The organism is Rhizobacter koreensis, assembly GCF_013366375.1.
In the GTDB taxonomy this organism is placed as follows: domain Bacteria; phylum Pseudomonadota; class Gammaproteobacteria; order Burkholderiales; family Burkholderiaceae_C; genus Schlegelella_A; species Schlegelella_A koreensis.
In genome coordinates, this window is sequence record NZ_JABWMJ010000003.1 from 340,273 (window position 1) to 357,011 (window position 16,739).

Here is a 16,739-nt window from a genome sequence, read left to right on the forward strand (position 1 = left end):
GAGCGGTCACCGGCGGTGCGCCGCGCCGAGCGTGCGATACGCCGCATGCAGGCGCCGTCGGAACGCCGCGTGAAGAAGCCTGGCGAGCACCTCCCGGCCGACAGCTCCCGAGGCGCGGCAGCCGTTCCGCGCGCGGGCGATCGCGCGTCGGCTCGCGGGGGGCCGGGCGGTTGGGTCAGCGCGCGCCCTCGCGCAAGCGCGGCATGAGTTCCCGCTCGCCCGCCGGCGTGATCTCGACCGCGCGCCCGGAGCCGCGGCGCAGCCAGCCCGCGGCAACGCAGTGCCCGTAGATCGCGTCGGCGAGCGAGCCCGCGAGGTGGTCGCGGCGCTCCGACCAGTCGAGGCAGCGGTACGCGAAGCGGCGCCGGCCGCTCCGCGCCGGCGGATGCATGCCGAGGTTCCCGAGCCAGCGCGTGCCCGTGTCGGTGAGGACGTAGCCGTCGGCGCTCTCGGCGAGACAGTCGTCGCGCTGCAAGGCGTCGAACACCAGCACGCCCAGGCGGCCGGCGAGATGCCCGTAGCAGCAGCGCGCCTCGCGCAGGCGCCGGCGCTCGGGGTGTGCCCACGCGCGGTCGTGCGTGTCGCGTTCCGCGACCAGCGCCATTGCCTCGAGGGCGTGGGCGACGTCGGCGTCGGCCAGCCGGTAGTAGCGGTGCCGGCCGCGCGGTTCGCAGGCGACGAGGCGCGCGTCGAGCAGCCTCGCCAGGTGCGTGCTTGCGGTCGCCGGCGTCACCGACGCGACCCGCGCCAGCTCGCCGGCGCTCGCGTACTCGCCCGACAGCAGATACGCCAGCATGCGCGAGCGCGCCGGGTCGGCCATGGCGGCGGCGACCCGGGCGACGCGCGGCTCGTGCGGCGTGCTCATCGGGGTCGTCTCAGAAGAGCGACGCGCGCGAGTCGCTGGGGGCCTGCTCGATCATGGCGTCACCTCGGCGGGCCGGTCGCGCGTTGCCGGCACGTCCTCGAGCCAGTCGCGTTCCTCGCGCAGGATGAAGCGCTCGCGTTGCGCGAACTCGAAATTGGCGCGCCCTTCGGGGTCGGCCTTCAGCCGCGCGCGATAGCGCTCGTACGCGGCCATGTCGGCGAAGCCGATCAGCCCCCAAGCGACGTCGTTGTGGCCCTCGTGCGGCAGGAAGTAGCCGATCAGGGTGCCGCCGCAACGCGGAATGATGCGGCCCCAGGCGTTCGCATAGCGCGCGAAGGCGTTGCGCTGGAACGGGTCGATCCGGTAGCGGATGAAGCAGGTGATGGTCATCGCGTGCGCTCGTGTGGTGGCAGGACGCCGACTGTGTGGCGGTGGCGACGGGCGATGTTTCGATGCGCGGCGAAGCGAGGGCTGGCGGCGCGTGCTCGCGCGCGTCGATCGCAGCGCGGCGTGCCGTGCGATCGCCGCCGGAGGAGACGGCTGCGGGCGGCGTTCAGCCGCCGCGCTCCGCGGCCTGCGCCTCGGATGCCAGTCGCGCCGGCGCGTTGAGCGCGCCGTACGCGTCGTAGCCACCGACGCGTTGCACGATCTCGAAGAAGAAGCGGCCCGCGAACGAGGCGGTGTAGATGTGCAGGTAGTCGCCGTCGGCGGAGCGGTCGAACAGGATGCCGAGCTCGCGCAGCGTCGCGAGCCGCTCGGCGCCGAGGTCGATGCGCGCGGCGAGGTCGTCGTAGTAGTTGGCCGAGATCGGCACGAACGGCACGCCGGCGGCGCGCATCTGCCGCACCGTGGCGACGATGTCGTCGCACGCGAACGCGATGTGCTGCACGGCGACGCCGCCGCTCGCGCTCGCGCTGAGCGCGGTCCGCGTCGCCCGGCTGCTCGAGGTGTTGAAGACGATGCGCAAGCTGCGCCCGCGATCGGCGACGCCGAGGCTGCGCACCAGGCCGAACGGGTCGGCGAGCTCGAGGCTGTCGCCCGGCTCGAGTCCGAGCACGGCGCGGCTGAACAGCACCCAGGTGTCGAGCTGGTCGGGCGAGAGGCCGAGCGCGACATGGTCCACGTGGCAGAGGCCGCTGCCGTCGTCCGGCGTCGTGTTGTCCGCGGCCACGAAGTCGGCGCCGATCGGGTCGACGCCGGGTCCTACCCCGGCGACGAAGTGCACCAGGTTGCCGCCCGGCGAGACGATCGCCGGCATCGCGAGCTCGCGCGCGCCGCGCGGCCCGTCGAAGCGCGCCGACTGCAACGCGACCGCGCGGTTCACCGCGCGTTCCGCGTCGGCGGCGGCGATGCCGATGGCGCACACCGAAGGCCCGTGCTCGACGAAGCGGCGGCGCGCGAACGAGTCGGGCTCGGCGTTGATGACGAGGTTGATCGCGCCCTGCCGGTACAGCGTCACCGCCTTGGAGCGATGCCGCCCGGCGCGCACGAAGCCCATCGCGTGGAGCAGGGCGGCGAGCGCCTCGGCCGCGGTATCGTCGACCGCGAATTCGAGGAACGCGTAGCCGCCGAGACGCGGCACCGCCGGCGGGTCGAACAGGGCGACGCGCTCGCTCGCCGCGCGTGCCGTGCCGTCGTCGCTTTCGGCGGCCTCGCGCGCGAGGCGCTGCCGCACCTGACTCTCGAGCAGCAGCAGCGAGCGCATCGCGTCGGTCGCGGTGCGCCGGTTCGGCGTCTCGCGGAACACGTCGTTGAAGATCTCGAGCGAGAGCGGGCCCGCGTAGCCGGCGCGCAGCACGCGCGCGAGAAAGGTCTCGAGGTCGAACTGGCCCTGCCCCGGAAAGCAGCGGTGGTGGCGCGCCCACTGCAGCACGTCCATCGCGAGGATGGGTGCGTCGGCCATCTGCAGGAAGAAGATCTTCTCGCCGGGGATGGTCGCGATGGCCGACGGGTCGTCGCCGAGCGAGAGCGTGTGAAAGCTGTCGAGGATGAGGCCGAGGTGCGGGTGGTCGGCACGCTCGACGATCGCCCACGCCTCGCGATAGCGCTTGACGTGGCGCCCCCAGGCGAGCGCCTCGTAGCCGATGCGCAGGTTGCGGCGCGCCGCGCGCTCGGCGAGCTCGTGCAGCTGCGCCGCGCTGCGCTCGGCGTCGCCGAGGCTGCGCGGCGACGTGTTCGAGCACACCAGCAGGGTCGGCGCCCCGAGCGCCTGCATGAGGTCGAACTTGCGCTCGGCGCGCTTGAGGTTGCGCGCGTGGTCGGCGTCGGGCATGCCCTCGAAGTCGCGCAGCGGCTGGTAGAGGTCAATGGTCAGACCAAGGTCGCCGGCCATCGCCGCGAGTTCGGCGGCACTGCCGTCGAAGCTGACGAAGTCGGGCTCGAACAGCTCGATGCCGTCGAAGCGGGCGGCGGCGATCGCCTGCAGCTTCTGGCGCAGCGTCCCGCTCAGCGAGACGGTGGCGGTCGATCGGCGCATGGTGCGGGGTCAGTAGCTGAGGCGCGCGAGCGAGCGCAGCACCTCGGGCGTGGTCGAGGGAAGGCCGAAGAACTCGAGGTAGGCCGGGATCTGCTCGAACAGCATGTCGGTTCCGATCTGGAACCGGCAGCCGCGCGCTGCCGCCGCTTGCAGGAACGCGGTCATCTCGCTCTTCATCACGACCTCGCCGACGAAGCTGGTCGGCGCGATGCGGGCGACGTCCATCGGCATCGGATCGCCCTCGTTCATGCCGAGCGGGGTCGCGTTGACGACGATGTCGAAACCCGCCGGATCGCTGGAGCCGGTGCGTACTTCGAGCGTGGGGTGATGCGTGCGCAGCCGCCCCGCGAGCCCCTCCGCGACCTCGGCACGTGCGTCGAAAAGGCCGATCGCTGCCACGCCGGCACCCGCGAGCGACGCCGCGATCGCCGAGCCGACGCCGCCGGCGCCGACCACCAGCGCGCTCGCGCCGGCGACCTGGCAGCCCTTGCGCGCGAGCCCGCGCACGAAGCCTTCGCCGTCGAACAGGTCGCCGACGAGACGGCCCTCGGCGTCGCGCCGCACCGCGTTGCACGCGCCCGCGATCTGCACCGCCGGCGATGCGACGTCGAGCAGCGCGGCGGTGCCGACCTTGTGCGGCATGGTGACGAGCGCACCGCGAATGTTCTCGAGCGTGAAGACGGCGCGCAGGAACGCGGGGTAGTGCGCCTCGCGACAGCCCATCGGCACGACCACGGCGTCGATGCCCGCGTGCTCGAACCACGGGTTGTAGATCATCGGCGCCTTGAAGGCGTGAGTCGGCCAACCGATGTGGGCGACCAGGGCTGTCGTTCCGCGAATCATCGAAACCTTTCCGGTCGCTGGCGCAGCATCCGAGTGTGCACGGCTGCGCGGCGGCGCGTTTTACCCGCAGCCACGATGAAGTTCAACCCGGGTTGATGCGCAAGTGAACACCCCAGGCTTCACAAAATCTCCAGCCGTTTTTTTTGGGCGCTTGGCCCACAGAATCGCGACCGACCGGACGGGACGATCGTCGTCGCCGCGTGCCGCCGCGAGCGCCTCCGCGCCCGCGGCGATGCACGCGACGGAACCCGCCTCGAGCGTCGTGGGATCAGGGCGAACCCTTGGCGCGCGATGTATCGGGCTGACGCTGTCAGCGCAATCGACGTCGTCACGTTGTCTCCCTTGCGCTTGGGTGCCGCGCACACACCGGGCCAGATCGATCCTTCACCTTGCTTCGTACACAGGAGAAACCATGAAACTGAAGCTGATCCGCCTGACGGCGATGCTGTCGCTGCTGGCCGCCGGTAGTGTGGCAATGGCCCAGAACATCCAGGAACGGACGATTCGTTTCGGCCACCTGAACAACCCCGACCACCCGACCAGCATGGGGGTCAAGAAGTTCGCCGAGATCGTTGCGGCCAAGAGCGGCGGCAAGCTGACGGTGAAGGAGTTCCCGTCGAGCCAGCTGGGCAACGAACTGCAGCAGCAGTCGGCGCTGCAGGGCGGCGTGCAGGAGATGTTCGTCGCCTCGACGACGTCGCTCACCGGCATCGTCAAGGAGTTCGGCCTGTTCGACTTCCCCTTCCTGTTCAGCAACGCCAGGCAGGCCGACGCGATGGTCGACGGCCCGCTCGGCAAGATGATCACGGCGAAGCTGCCCGAGAAAGGCATCGTGGTTCTCGGCGCGTTCGACCTGGGCTTCCGCAACGTCACCAACAGCAAGCGCCCGATCACCAAGGGCGAGGACCTCGAAGGTCTCAAGCTGCGCGTGATCCCGAACCCGGTGTTCCTCGACACGTTCAAGACGTTCAAGGCCAACCCGATTCCGATGCCGTTCGCCGAGCTCTACAACGCGCTCGAGAGCAAGGCCGTCGACGGCCAGGAGAACCCGTACACGGTGATCCTGTCGAGCAAGTTCTACGAGGTGAACAAGTTCGTCAGCGGGACCAACCACGTGTACGCGCTGAACCCGGTGCAGGTCAGCAAGCGCTTCTGGGACCGCCTCTCGCCGGCCGAGCAGAAGATCCTGCAGGACGCCGCGATCGAAGCGCAGAACTACCAGCGCACCGTGAGCCGCGAGCTCGCCGGCAAGGCGCTCACCGAGCTGCGCGCCAAGGGCATGGTGTTCAACGAGCTCGCGCCGGCCGAAGTGGCGCGCATGCGCAAGGAAGTCCAGCCGATCTACGAGAAGTTCGGCTCCTCGTACGACCCGGCGGTCATGACCCTGTTCAAGACCGAGCTCGAGCGCGTCTCGAAGCTCTGAACGCCGCCCCGGCCGGGAGCGGCCGGCTGAGGGCACGCGAGGCATCGCCCGGCGTGCCCTTTTTCTTTGCCGGCATGGCTGCCGTGCGGGGTGCTGCGTCGGACCGCGCGATCAGGCGTCGACGCTCTGGAACTGCAGCTCGACACCGTTGCCGGCCGGGTCGCGCATGATGAGCTGGACCAGCGCGGTGCCAGGTACGGTGGTGCGCCGGAACGCGATGCCTCGGCTTTGCAGCAGCGCCTCGGCGTCGGCGAGGCCGCTGCAGGTGAACGAGACGTGGTCGATGATCGGCCCGCGCGCGCCGGTCGCGGCGGCGACGCCGTCGTCGTCGACCAGATGCACCGCCGGCACGTCGCCCAGGTAGAGCCAGTAGCCCGTCGACTGGAACGGCGGGCGCCAGCCGGCTCGCAGCCCCACCACGCTCTCGTAGAAGTCCTTCAACTCGGCGACGAGCGCCCGCGGCGCGCGGATGTTGACGTGGTTGAGGGCGTGAACGGGCATGCGGCGGCTCGGGAAAAAGGAATGGCCGCGGACGTCGAACGCCAGCGGCCATGCGGACGGAGGGAGCCTGGAGCTCCCGGCGCTCGGCGAGAGCTTAGCGCCCGTCGCCGTCCGAGTCGCCCGGGATCGCGCGCTCGACGGTGTTGCTCACGCGCGTCCAGGCGTCACGCGAGGCATGCTTGGCGCGCTCCCAGCCGAGCGACGAGCTGCCGCGGTTGCTGTCCCAGTCGCGTCCGAGGTCCGACTCGACATCGTCGAACGAGCGGTCCGGATACTTCTGGTAGGCGTTCACGCCGTGGCGGTACGCAGGAGCGTAGTCGTCGTAGCTCGAGCCGCTTTCGACGTACGGACGCGACGAGTAGTTGTCGCGCCAGTAGTTGTCCTCGGCGACCGGGTCGACCGCCTTGGCGATGCCCTTGCCGGCGAGCGCGCCGGCAACCGCGCCGACCACCGCGCCGACCGCGGCGCCCACCGGGCCGGTCATGCCGCCGACCGCTGCGCCGGCAGCCGCGCCTCCCGCCACCCCGCCGCCGACCCCGCCAATCACCGCGCCGATGCCGGTCGCTGCCGGATGCGAGTCGTCCGTCGTGGTGCGGGTGGTGTCGCTCAGGTTGCTGGTCGAACCGGTGCCGGTGCTGCCCACGTTGGTGCCGGTCGTGCCCGGGCTGCCGCCGTAGTTGCCGCTCGTGCCGCTCGTCCCCGAGCCCGTGCCCGTCGTCCCCGAGCTGTAGTTGTTGCCACTGGTGGTGTTGTCCATCACGAACTCCTTGAATCCAAGCAGGAGCCTCAGCGTAGGTCACCCGCCGAGCCGTGCCGCTCGGGCTGTGCCGCGTCGGCCCGTAGGCTGGTGCCGGCCGCGCGTGTCAGCCGGAGGCCGACAGGAACTGCGCGATCGCTTGGAGGCTGAACGTGCACGGGTGGCGCAGCCACGCCCGTGCAGCGTCTCGCTCGCGCGACGTCGGCCGTGGTTCAGCTGCGCAGCAGCTTCAGCACGTCGGCACGCCTCGAGTTGGCCTGCGCCAGCATCGCGAGGCCGGACTGCTGCAGCACCTGAGCGCGCGTGAGGGCGGCGATCTCGACCGCGTAGTCGGCGTCGACGATGCGGCTCCGCGCGGCGCTGGCGCTCGTCGACTCGGTGTGGATGGCCTCGAGTGCCGCGGCAAAGCGGTTCTGCGTGGCGCCGAGCCGCGCGCGCATCGCGGCGACGGTCGCGAGTGCCGCGTCGGCGGTGAGGAGCGCCGACGCGGCGCCGCCCGCGCTCGCGAGATCGATCTGGCTGACCCAGCCGCCGCTCGTCGGCGGCGGTGGCGGCGCGGTCATTGGCGGCAGCCCCAGGGCGCTTGCCTTGCTGCCGGCGATGGTGAGCCCCCCGCTGCCGGTGTAGCTGAGGTCGACGTGGCTGTAGGTGACGCCGTCGGTACCGACGCCGTAGGTGATGCCGCCGAGGCCGAGCGCGGACGGATCGCCCGTGCCGACGTTGAGCACGACGTTCGAGCCGTCGGCGCGCGTCAGCGTCAGGCCGTTGCCATTGTCGACCGCGGTCGTCCCCTGCCAGACATTGGCCTGGTTGAAGAGCCACAGCATCGTCGAAGTCACGGTACCGGGCGGCGCGTTGGTGAAGTCGTAGTACAGCCCCGACCCGTTGATGAAGATGGTGCCGGCCGGCGACGCAGCCGGGTTGAGCGAGCCGACCGCCGTCAGCGGCGCGGCCGTGGCGACGAGGCCGGCAATGCCGGCGGCGTTGATCGCGGCCGCCAGGTTCTTCGCGTCCGCCGTCACCGTGCTGCCTTGCCACACGTCGACGCCGTTGATCACGAGCTGCCCAGGGCCGGTGATGGTGCTGGCGGCGGTCAGGTCGGCGCCGGCGACGCTGGTGGTGGTGGGCGGCGGCGGGGTCGGGGCGACACCCAGGGCACCGGCGCGGACGCTGGCGAGCGTGCCCACGTCGGCGGTCTGCCCGGGGTCGCTGCCGACCTGCAGCGCGGCGGTCGAGAAGCTGCCGTCGAGCAGCGCCTGGCCGTTGAACCGCGTGGTGCGGGCGACGCGGTCGATCTCGTCGACGAGCCCGGCGGCTTCCATCTGCAGTGCGGCGCGTTCGGAGCTGCCGTTGCTGGCGTTCGCCGCCTGCACCGCGAGCTCGCGCACGCGCTGCAGGTTGCCGGCGATGCTGCCGAGCGCCGCTTCGGCCGTCTGCGCCATCGAGACGGCGTCGACGGCGTTGCGCCCGGCCACCCTGAGGCCGCGCACGCGCGCGTCGAGGCGCGACGCGGCGGCGAGCCCCGCGGCGTCGTCGGCGGCCTCGGCGACGCGAAGACCCGACGCCAGCCGTCGCGTGATCTTCGCGAGGTCGGTCTGCGCACGGTCGAGCGCGCCGCCCGCATGGAGGCGGTTCGGGTTGAGGGAGAGCGGCACGGCTCGATTCGAAACGACAGGGGAGGACTGCGGGTCGATCGTTATCGGCCGCCGGCGATGGCGCTTGAGTCGATCCTGCGGCGCGACGGCGTCCGTGGACAGCGACGGGTGCACCCGATCGGGGGTGTTCGCGGGTAAGCTGCGCCGATTCAGGAGGCAGGGATGTCGTTGGCCGTCGCAAAGCGCCTGATCCGCGTCGGCATCGATCACGCCGGCGCAGCGATGCTCGCGTCGAGTGCGCGGCGCGTCGGCGTGGCCCATTCGTTCCGTCGCATCGACCTCGCCTGACGCGAGAAGGCGCGCATGCGGTCGCTGTTCCGGCACGTCCTTCTCGTCGTCGTGCTGGCCGCCATCGGCGGCTGTGCGAGCCTGCCGCCGAACCCGCCGCGTACGCCCGAGTTCGCCGGCACCGACACCGCCGAGACGCCGCTCGGGCGCATCGCCGCGGCGAGCGTCGGCGAGCCGGCAAGCCCCGAAATCTCGGCGTTCCGCCTGCTGCCGATCGGCGATCAGGCGTTCAACGCGCGCCTCGCGCTGACGCGCCGCGCGACCAAGTACGTCGATGCCCAGTACTACCTGCTGAGCCCCGACGACGTCGGCCTCCGCTTCGTCACCGAGTTGCGCGACGCGGCGGCGCGCGGAGTGCGCGTGCGGCTGCTGGTCGACGACCTCTACGCCGGCGGCAGCGACGAGTTGCTCGGCACGCTGGCCGCGCACGACAACGTTGAGGTGCGCATCTTCAACCCGCTTCCGGTGCGCGGTTTCGACATGGTGCCGCGCCTGCTGCTGTCGCTGCACGAGTTCGGGCGCATCAACCGCCGCATGCACAACAAGCTGTTCATCGCCGACAACGCGTTCGCGATCACCGGCGGCCGCAACATGGCGGCCGAGTACTTCATGCGCCACAGCAGCGCCAACTTCATCGACCTCGACCTGCTGTCGGCCGGCCCGGTGGTGCACAAGCTCTCGAGCGTGTTCGACGACTACTGGAACAGCCCTTACACGTATCCGGCGCAGGTGCTGGGGCTGGTGCCGGTCGATCGGGCCGAGGCGCGGCGCCGCTTCGACGCGCTGGTGCGCGCCGCCGCGCCCGATTCGCCGTCGAGCCCGCTCGATCCGTTCGACCGCCCGCCGGTGGAGTTCGAGCTGGCACGCGGCCACGTCGGCCTGGTGCGTGCGCCGGTGCAGCTGTTCGCCGACTCGCCCGAGAAGGCCGGCGGCCGCACGGCGGTCGGGCCCGGCGCCGACACCGTGACCGAGCGCGCGCTCGCGGTGTTCGACGCCGCGCAATCGGAGGCGGTGATCGTTTCGCCGTACCTGATCCCCGGCAAGCGGGGCCTTGCGATGCTCGAGCACGCCGCCGCCCGCCACGTCAGCGTCAAGCTCTTCACGAACTCGCTCGGCTCGACCGACGAGCCGCTGGTGCACTGGGGCTACAAACGCTATCGCAAGGCGATGCTCAAGCTTGGCGTGCACATCTACGAGGTAGGCGCGACGCTCTCGCGCCAGTCGGGTCGCTTCGGCGAGTTCCGCCGCTCGCTCGGGCGCCTGCATGCCAAGGCCGCGCTGATCGACCGGCGCTGGCTCTACGTGGGCTCGATGAACCTCGACCTGCGCTCGTCGCGCGTCAACACCGAACTCGCCCTCGTGATCGACAGCCCGCGCCTCGGCGAGGAGGCGATGCACCTGCTCGAGCGCGACGGCTACGCGAGCATGTATCGACTGCGCCTGCGCGAGCCGGACGATCGCATCGAGTGGGTCTCGGTCGGCCCCGACGGCGAGGACATCGCCACCGTCGACGAGCCCGAGGGCAGCTGGTGGCTGCGCTTCAAGACCTGGCTGCTGTCGCCGCTCGCGCGCGAGGACCTGCTGTAGTCCGCACGTCTGCACGCACCGCCGGGGTGCTTATGCCGGCAGCGCGATAGCAAACGCGTATATGTTCGAAGCGGACGCTTCTAGGCTGCTCAAAATGCGGAAAGCAAATATCGACCCCCTGCCTTGAACTTCCAGCAACTCCGTTCGGTCCGCGAGGCGGTGCGCCAGGGCTTCAACCTGACCACCGTCGCGCAGACCCTGCACACCTCGCAGCCGGGCGTGAGCCGGCAGATCCGCGAACTCGAGGACGAGCTCGGCATCGAGATCTTCGGGCGCGCCGGCAAGCGCCTCACGGGCCTCACGCCGCCGGGTGCGACCGTGCTGCCGATCATCGAGCGCCTGCTGCAGGAGGCCGACAACCTCCGGCGCGCCGGCGACGACTTCGCGTCGGCCGGGCGCGGCGTGCTGACGATCGCGGCGACGCACTCGCAGGCGCGCTACACGCTGCCGCCCGCCGTGCGCGACTTCAGCGCGATGCACCCCGACGTGCTGCTGCGCATGCACCAGGGCTCGCCCAAGCAGGTCGCCGAAATGCTGATGGCCGGCGAGGCCGACATCGGTGTCGCCACCGAAGCGCTCGCCGACTACCCGGCGCTCGTCGCGCTGCCGAGCTACCAGTGGACGCACAGCGTCATCGTGCCGGTCGGCCACGCCCTGGCGGACGAGAACCGGCGCGGCGTGCCGCTGACGCTCGAGCGCCTGGCCGAGCTGCCGATCATCACCTACGAGACCGGCTTCACCGGCCGCAGCCACATCGACGACGCGTTCGCGCGCAAGGGGCTCGCGCTCAACCTGGTGCTGTCCGCGATGGACGCCGACGTGATCAAGACCTACGTCGAACTCGGCATGGGCGTCGGCATCATCGCCGGCATGGCGTACGACGAGTCGCGCGACCAGGGGCTGTGCGCGGTCGACGCGCGTCACCTCTTCGCGTCGAACATGACGCGCCTGGCGCTGCGCCGCGGCACCTTCCTGCGCAGCTACGTCTACGACTTCATCGGCGCGTTCGCATCGCCGCTGACGCGCGAGCTGGTCGACCGTTCGCTCGCCGCCGCACCCGGCACGCACTTCGACATCTGAGCGGCGGTCGCGGCGCGTCGCGCCGCCGCCTGCCCGCGGAGCCCGGGTTTCCACCCGTCGCATCCGCGTCGCAGGGGCGGGTTTACCGGGTGTCGACGACGATGCCGCCTTCGTAAGCTGGCCCGACGGTGCCCGTCGCGGCGCCGCATGCCCCCGGCCCAGAGCCGAAACAGGAGACTCCATGACCCGCCCCATTCCGAGCCGCCGTCCGCGGCGGCTCCGTCTTGCCGTGCTCGTCGGCACGTCCCTCGCCATCGCGTCCCTCGCGGGCTGCGGCGGCGGCGACGATGACGACGCGGTCGAGATCCGCACCCTTTCGAACCGCGCCGACCTGATCAGCGACGGCGACGCGCTGGTCGAGATCGTCGCCCCCGACGGCGCGAGCGGCAGCGGCCTCTCGGTCCGCGTCGGTACCCGCGACGTGACGAGTGCGTTCGCCAAGCGCGCCGACGGCCGCATCACGGGCCTCGTCAGCGGCCTCGCGGTCGGTGACAACGTCCTCGTTGCCTCCATGGACGGCGCCAAGGCGGCGCAGCTCACCATTACCAATGCGCCGCGCAGCGGCCCGGTGCTCTCGGGCGCGCAGACCAAGCCGTTCTACTGCGCGACGCCGACGCCGACCGTCGCCAACGGCAACACGCCGGCCACGCCGGGCAGCGGCCTCAGCGGAACGCCGGACGCCAACTGCAACGTGCCGGCCGAAGCCAAGCTCTACTACCGCACCACCGCCGCCGCGCAGAGCACGGCGAACCCAACCGGCTGCTCGTTCGGGTTGCCCGACCCCGTGTGGAACATCGGCGCGACCGCGACCACGGTGCCGGCGGCGCCGACCGCGCCGGCCAACGGCTGCTTCAAGCCGTACACCGGCGGCACGCCCGCCGACATCGCGACGACGACCACCGACGCCGGCGTCACGGTGCCGTTCATCGTGCGTGTCGAACGCGGCAGCATCAACCGGGGCATCTACGACATCGCGGTGCTGACGAATCCGACCCAGCCGTGGACCGCGGTCAGCCCGCAGAACACCTGGAACGGCAAGGTCTACTACACGTTCGGCGCCAGCACCGGCCAGCCGCGCCGCCAGGTCCGCCCGGCGACCAACTGGACCTCGGCCGAGGACCAGCTCAAGCGCGGCTACCTGGTCGCGACCAACAGCATGACCGACTCGTCGCGCAACTCGAACCGCGTGATGATGAGCGAGACGGTGATGATGATGAAGGAGCACATCACCGACACCTACGGGCCGATCAAGTACACCCTCGGCACCGGCTGCTCGGGCGGTTCGATCAACTCGAACATGAACGCGTCGATCAACCCGGGCCTGCTCGACGGCATCGTGACCAGCTGCACCTACCCCGACTCGGAGACGACCACGCTCGAGGTCGGCGACTGCGTGGTGCTGGTCGAGGCGTACCAGAAGTCGCAGATGCTGAACCTCTGGACGGGCCTCGGCCTCACGCAGGACCAGATCAACACGCGCAAGGGAGCCATCAACGGCCACCCCGACCAGACCGCGTGCCACGGCTGGTACAACGCCTTCGGCAGCAACGGACGCGCCGGCCTGTTCCAGCAGCGTCTGGTGTCGAACAACGTCACCGGCGCGATCACGCAGGCGACGACGTTCTCGAACAACTGCGAGCTGCCGAACAGCGCGGTCTACGACCCGGCGAACCCGGTCGCCACGGCCAACCTGCCGCGCTGCAACGCGTGGTCGTGGGCCGAGTCGATCTGGGGGCGAGTCGCCGGCAGCCCGGCCGCACGCGACACGCGCGACAACGTCGGCGTGCAGTACGGCCTGAAGGCGCTGCGCGACGGCGCGATCACGCCCGAGGAGTTCGTGACGCTGAACGAGATCGCCGGCGGCATCGACCGCGACTCGACGCCGCGCAACGCGCGCACCGCGGCCGACCCCGAGGCGCTCGACGTCGCGTACCGCTCGGGCATCGTCGCCAGCGGCAAGCAGCTCGCCAAGACGGCGATCATCGACCTGCGCGGCTGGGACGATTCGAACATCGCCGCCAACCTGCCGCCGGGCCAGACGCCGGGAACGATCCCGATCCACCACCAGTGGTACAGCTGGGCGATCCGCGACCGCATCACCCGCGACGCGGGCGACGCGCAGAACCAGGCGCTCTGGCGCTTCGCGCGCACGGGTCTGGCCGCACCGGGCACGCTGGGCACCGACGCGTTCCTGTCGATGGATGCGTGGCTGACGGCGCTGAAGGCGAACACGAGCAACGCGACGCTCGAGCAGAAGGTGCGCGCCGCGCGCCCGCTCTCGGGTGCCCGCGACACGCGTGACTTCTGCCTGCTGCCCGAGGACGCGACGCAGTCGAACAAGGTCTACGACATGGCCGCCTGTGACGCCAACCGCTTCCTCAAGCCGTCGCTGTCGCCGCGCCAGGTGGCCGGTGGCCCGCGCGCCGAGGACGTGCTCAAGTGCCAGCTCAAGCCGCTGGTGCAGTCCGACTACGCCGGCATCACCTTCACGACGGCGCAGTTCACGCGCCTGCAGGCGGTGTTCCCGAGCGGCGTGTGCGACTGGAGCAAGCCGGGGGTCGGCCAGCAGGTCGCGGTCAGCCCGCTGACGTTCAAGGCCGGCCCGGGCGGTCAGCCGCTCGGCGCCGCGCCGGAGTCGCGCGAGCAGTAAGCGTCCGAACCAGCCCGCAGCCGGTCGTCGAACCGGCGCGGGTTTTCGGCAACGGGTCGGTGGTGTCGCGGGGCAGCAGCTTCGCGGAGCCGCCGGCCTTTTTCTTCGTGGTTGGATGCGGGGGCTCTCGCGTAGCGGCGAGACATTCCCGCGAACGACGACCGAGTGTCAGCGTGCCCGGCGCGCCTGCCGAGGCAGGGTCGTGAGCAGCCACGCTCCCGTCAGCGCCTCCCACGCGACGATGGTGTAGACGCTGATGCGCTCCCAGGCGCCGCCCGCAAGCACGTCGATGCGCGTGCTGGCGACGTCGACGCCGAGCATCAGCAGCGCCGCGATGCCGGCGCCGCCGAGCACGAGGCTTGCACGACGGTGCAGCGGCGAAAGGCCGAGCGCCGCGCCGACCCGCGCTCCCGCCATCACCGCGGCATTGCCGCCGGCGATCGCCGCGAGCGCGCCGGCCCGGTGGATCCACAGGCTGGCGTCGACTCCCGCCGCCGCATCCGTCGGGAAAGCCGCAACGAGCGCGAGCCCAGCGCCGTGCGTGAGCGCGAGCGCCGCGAACGCCGTGCGGCCGGTCCTGGCGGCGCGGCCCGCGGCGAGCGCCGCCGCGGCGAACAGCAGCCCGTGCAGCACGAAGGCGGCGTTCATCAGCGCGTGGCGCGGCGAGCAGATCGCGCGGCCGTCGATCACGATGCCGCAGTCCGGCACCCCGAGGTCGCTGATGTAGTCGATCGCGTAGCGGTACGGCGGCACGAACGCGACGGCAGCGAGCGCTTCGCCGCCGAGGTAGACCGCAGCGGCAGCGAGCCAGAGCGCCGCTGCCAGGGCGGCGGGCGTCAGCCGCCCGGCACGATCCAGCGGCAGCTGCTGCGCCACACGTGCACCGGTTGCCGCGCCGGGTCGCGCCGGAACGCCTCGCACTCGGCGATGGCGGTGCTCGCGAGCACCGGAAACAGGCGGCGCACCTCGGCCCAGGGTGCGCCTTCCCACTCGTCGCCCTCGAACCAGAACGCGTGCTCGGGACGCGCGTCGATCATCTCCCGCTCGGCTTGTCGCAGCGCGGCAGGGGAGAGCGCTGCGACGCGGTCGAGCCGCGCACGGGCGCGCACCGGTGCGAGACGCAGGCCGAGCGGCACGTACACGCGCGCGACGGGCAGATCGTTTGGGTGGCCCGCCTCGCGCAGCGCCTCGGCGACCGATTCGCCGGTCGACGCGCCGAAGTTGCCGCGCATGAAGGCGGCGCCGAGCTCGTCGAGGCGTGCGGTCGCGCCGCGCACCCAGTCGTCGTACCAGCCGAGGCGCTTCAGCGTGGCAACGATGTCGGCGCGCCGCGCCGGCGCGACGCCAGCGGCACCGGCGCGCTCGAGCAGCGTCGTCTTCAGGCGTGCGTTGGCACGTACGGCATCCGGGTCGGCGGCGATCCACTGCAGCGCGCGCTCCTCGCCGGCCACGTGCCGCGCCTCGCCGTAGAGCGGAACGATCGCGGCCGGGCTGAGCGCCAGCACCTCGCCGATCATCTGCTCGCGCCCGCGCCGGTCGGCGAACGAGCGCATCTCCTTGAGATGGCAGACGCCGAACTCGACCTGCCGAGCGAGCAGCACCGGGTTCGTCGCGACGCTGCCGAACTGCGCGCGCAACTCCTTCACCAGTTCGTAGGCGCGTTCGCAGTCGCTGCGCATCGCTTCGCTGACGCCGACGATCGCCTTCACCGCAAGCGCGTCCCAGGCGGCGCTGCGCTGGGTCGGCGCGACGTCCTTCAAGCGCGCGACCGCCTCGGCGTACTCCCGGCGCGTGACCAGGGCGTCGAGGTCGGCCATCGAGTAGCCCTGCGCGTGGGCCGCAGAACTCGCGAGCAACGCGGCGACGAGCGCCGGCACGAGGCGTGTGGCCGCGGCGCGCAGGGTGCGGAAGGTCATCGCGCGATTGTCGTGGCGCGCGTGATCCGGCGCGTGATGCCTTCCCTGCTGCGGCGCCGCGGCGGCGGCCGCGCGCTGCGAGAGGGCCGGTCGGCTCGCACGCCCCGCGAGCCCTCGAGCCGAAGCGATGCCGTCGCGGCGCCCTCCCGCCGCTGCCGCCGCGGGATCAGCTCACCGGCACGCTGAACCGGCTCGCCGCGCCGCCGGGCGCCTTCGGCAGCTCGACGCGCAGCACGCCGTCTCGATAGGTTGCGGCGGCGCGCTCGACCTCGACGTCGCCCGGCAGCCGGATCTCGCGGTCGAACGCGCCGTAGGCGCACTGCACCAGGCGGTAGCCACCGCTCGTCGACTCGTGGTCGACGCGCTTCTCGCCGTGGATGCGCAGTGTCTGCCCGCGCACCTCGACCTGGAAGTCCTCGCGGCGCATGCCCGGCGCTTCGAGTCGGACGACGATGCGGTCGTCGCGCTCGATCACGTCGGCGGCCATGAACGCCCAGCGGCCGAGGCGCGGGATGCCCTCGACCCCGCCGCCTCGGAGCGCGTCGTCATCGTTCGAGCGGAAGCGCGTCAGCGCGCCGCCGGCCCTGGCACGCAGCTCGCGCCAGCCCTCGGCCAGCGTCTCGAACGCCTGCTCGGCGCCTTCCTTCAGTTGCCTCGTCAACGTGGTCATCGATCGCCTCCCTTTGCATGAGTCGGAC

General features: G+C 71.6%; 15 protein-coding genes. 5 read left to right on the forward strand and 10 right to left on the reverse strand.

What is annotated here, in order from left to right:
- Positions 1 to 175 precede the first annotated feature (175 nt).
- The 4 genes from HQN59_RS08510 to HQN59_RS08525 form a co-directional block, all read right to left on the reverse strand.
- Positions 176 to 865, reverse strand: a complete 690-nt coding sequence (locus HQN59_RS08510; protein ID WP_176068093.1) for an ArsR/SmtB family transcription factor — start codon at positions 863 to 865, stop codon at positions 176 to 178.
- Between the two features lie 51 nt (positions 866 to 916).
- Positions 917 to 1,255, reverse strand: a complete 339-nt coding sequence (locus tag HQN59_RS08515) for an NIPSNAP family protein (protein ID WP_176068095.1) — start codon at positions 1,253 to 1,255, stop codon at positions 917 to 919.
- A 163-nt stretch (positions 1,256 to 1,418) separates the two neighbouring features.
- On the reverse strand, positions 1,419 to 3,341 hold the full coding sequence (locus tag HQN59_RS08520; RefSeq protein WP_176068096.1) for a bifunctional sugar phosphate isomerase/epimerase/4-hydroxyphenylpyruvate dioxygenase family protein: 1,923 nt from the start codon (positions 3,339 to 3,341) through the stop codon (positions 1,419 to 1,421).
- 9 nt (positions 3,342 to 3,350) lie between these two features.
- Positions 3,351 to 4,184 carry a shikimate dehydrogenase family protein gene (locus tag HQN59_RS08525; protein ID WP_176068098.1) on the reverse strand — a complete coding sequence of 278 codons (834 nt, stop codon included), beginning with the start codon at positions 4,182 to 4,184 and terminating at the stop codon, positions 3,351 to 3,353.
- Positions 4,185 to 4,596: 412 nt separating this feature from the next.
- Here HQN59_RS08525 and HQN59_RS08530 point away from each other — a divergent pair, with 412 nt between their 5' ends.
- Positions 4,597 to 5,607, forward strand: a complete 1,011-nt coding sequence (locus HQN59_RS08530) for a TRAP transporter substrate-binding protein (RefSeq protein WP_176068100.1) — start codon at positions 4,597 to 4,599, stop codon at positions 5,605 to 5,607.
- A gap of 111 nt (positions 5,608 to 5,718) precedes the next feature.
- Here HQN59_RS08530 and HQN59_RS08535 read toward each other — a convergent pair whose 3' ends face one another.
- The 3 genes from HQN59_RS08535 to HQN59_RS08545 all read right to left on the reverse strand — a co-directional run bounded on the left by HQN59_RS08535 (position 5,719) and on the right by HQN59_RS08545 (position 8,520).
- A complete protein-coding gene (locus HQN59_RS08535; RefSeq protein WP_176068102.1) occupies positions 5,719 to 6,108 on the reverse strand; it encodes a VOC family protein in 390 nt (129 codons plus the stop codon).
- A 94-nt stretch (positions 6,109 to 6,202) separates the two neighbouring features.
- On the reverse strand, positions 6,203 to 6,865 hold the full coding sequence (locus HQN59_RS08540) for a hypothetical protein (RefSeq protein WP_246294771.1): 663 nt from the start codon (positions 6,863 to 6,865) through the stop codon (positions 6,203 to 6,205).
- Between the two features lie 212 nt (positions 6,866 to 7,077).
- Positions 7,078 to 8,520 (reverse strand): flagellin N-terminal helical domain-containing protein, encoded by a 1,443-nt coding sequence (locus HQN59_RS08545; protein ID WP_176068104.1) that lies wholly within the window; start codon positions 8,518 to 8,520, stop codon positions 7,078 to 7,080.
- A gap of 162 nt (positions 8,521 to 8,682) precedes the next feature.
- On the opposite strand from HQN59_RS08545, the gene HQN59_RS26490 reads away from it, so the two are divergent.
- The 4 genes from HQN59_RS26490 (at position 8,683) to HQN59_RS08560 (ending at position 14,125) form a co-directional block, all read left to right on the forward strand.
- The gene (locus HQN59_RS26490; protein ID WP_259372716.1) at positions 8,683 to 8,808 is read left to right on the forward strand and encodes a hypothetical protein; all 126 of its coding nucleotides are present in this window, start codon (positions 8,683 to 8,685) and stop codon (positions 8,806 to 8,808) included.
- 15 nt (positions 8,809 to 8,823) lie between these two features.
- Positions 8,824 to 10,395 carry a phospholipase D-like domain-containing protein gene (locus HQN59_RS08550; protein WP_176068107.1) on the forward strand — a complete coding sequence of 524 codons (1,572 nt, stop codon included), beginning with the start codon at positions 8,824 to 8,826 and terminating at the stop codon, positions 10,393 to 10,395.
- Between the two features lie 123 nt (positions 10,396 to 10,518).
- Complete coding sequence (locus HQN59_RS08555) at positions 10,519 to 11,475, forward strand: CysB family HTH-type transcriptional regulator (RefSeq protein ID WP_176068109.1); 957 nt, start codon at positions 10,519 to 10,521, stop codon at positions 11,473 to 11,475.
- Positions 11,476 to 11,656: 181 nt separating this feature from the next.
- A complete protein-coding gene (locus tag HQN59_RS08560) occupies positions 11,657 to 14,125 on the forward strand; it encodes a DUF6351 family protein (RefSeq protein ID WP_176068111.1) in 2,469 nt (822 codons plus the stop codon).
- A 168-nt stretch (positions 14,126 to 14,293) separates the two neighbouring features.
- On the opposite strand, the gene HQN59_RS08565 is transcribed toward HQN59_RS08560, so the two are convergent.
- From HQN59_RS08565 to HQN59_RS08575, 3 genes are all read right to left on the reverse strand, one after another.
- Positions 14,294 to 15,001, reverse strand: a complete 708-nt coding sequence (locus HQN59_RS08565) for a DUF998 domain-containing protein (RefSeq protein ID WP_176068114.1) — start codon at positions 14,999 to 15,001, stop codon at positions 14,294 to 14,296.
- On the reverse strand, positions 14,962 to 16,041 hold the full coding sequence (locus HQN59_RS08570; protein WP_176068116.1) for a hypothetical protein: 1,080 nt from the start codon (positions 16,039 to 16,041) through the stop codon (positions 14,962 to 14,964). The genes HQN59_RS08565 and HQN59_RS08570 overlap by 40 nt, the downstream gene beginning before the upstream one ends.
- 166 nt (positions 16,042 to 16,207) lie before the next feature.
- Complete coding sequence (locus tag HQN59_RS08575) at positions 16,208 to 16,711, reverse strand: Hsp20/alpha crystallin family protein (RefSeq protein ID WP_176068118.1); 504 nt, start codon at positions 16,709 to 16,711, stop codon at positions 16,208 to 16,210.
- Between the last annotated feature and the right edge of the window lie 28 nt (positions 16,712 to 16,739).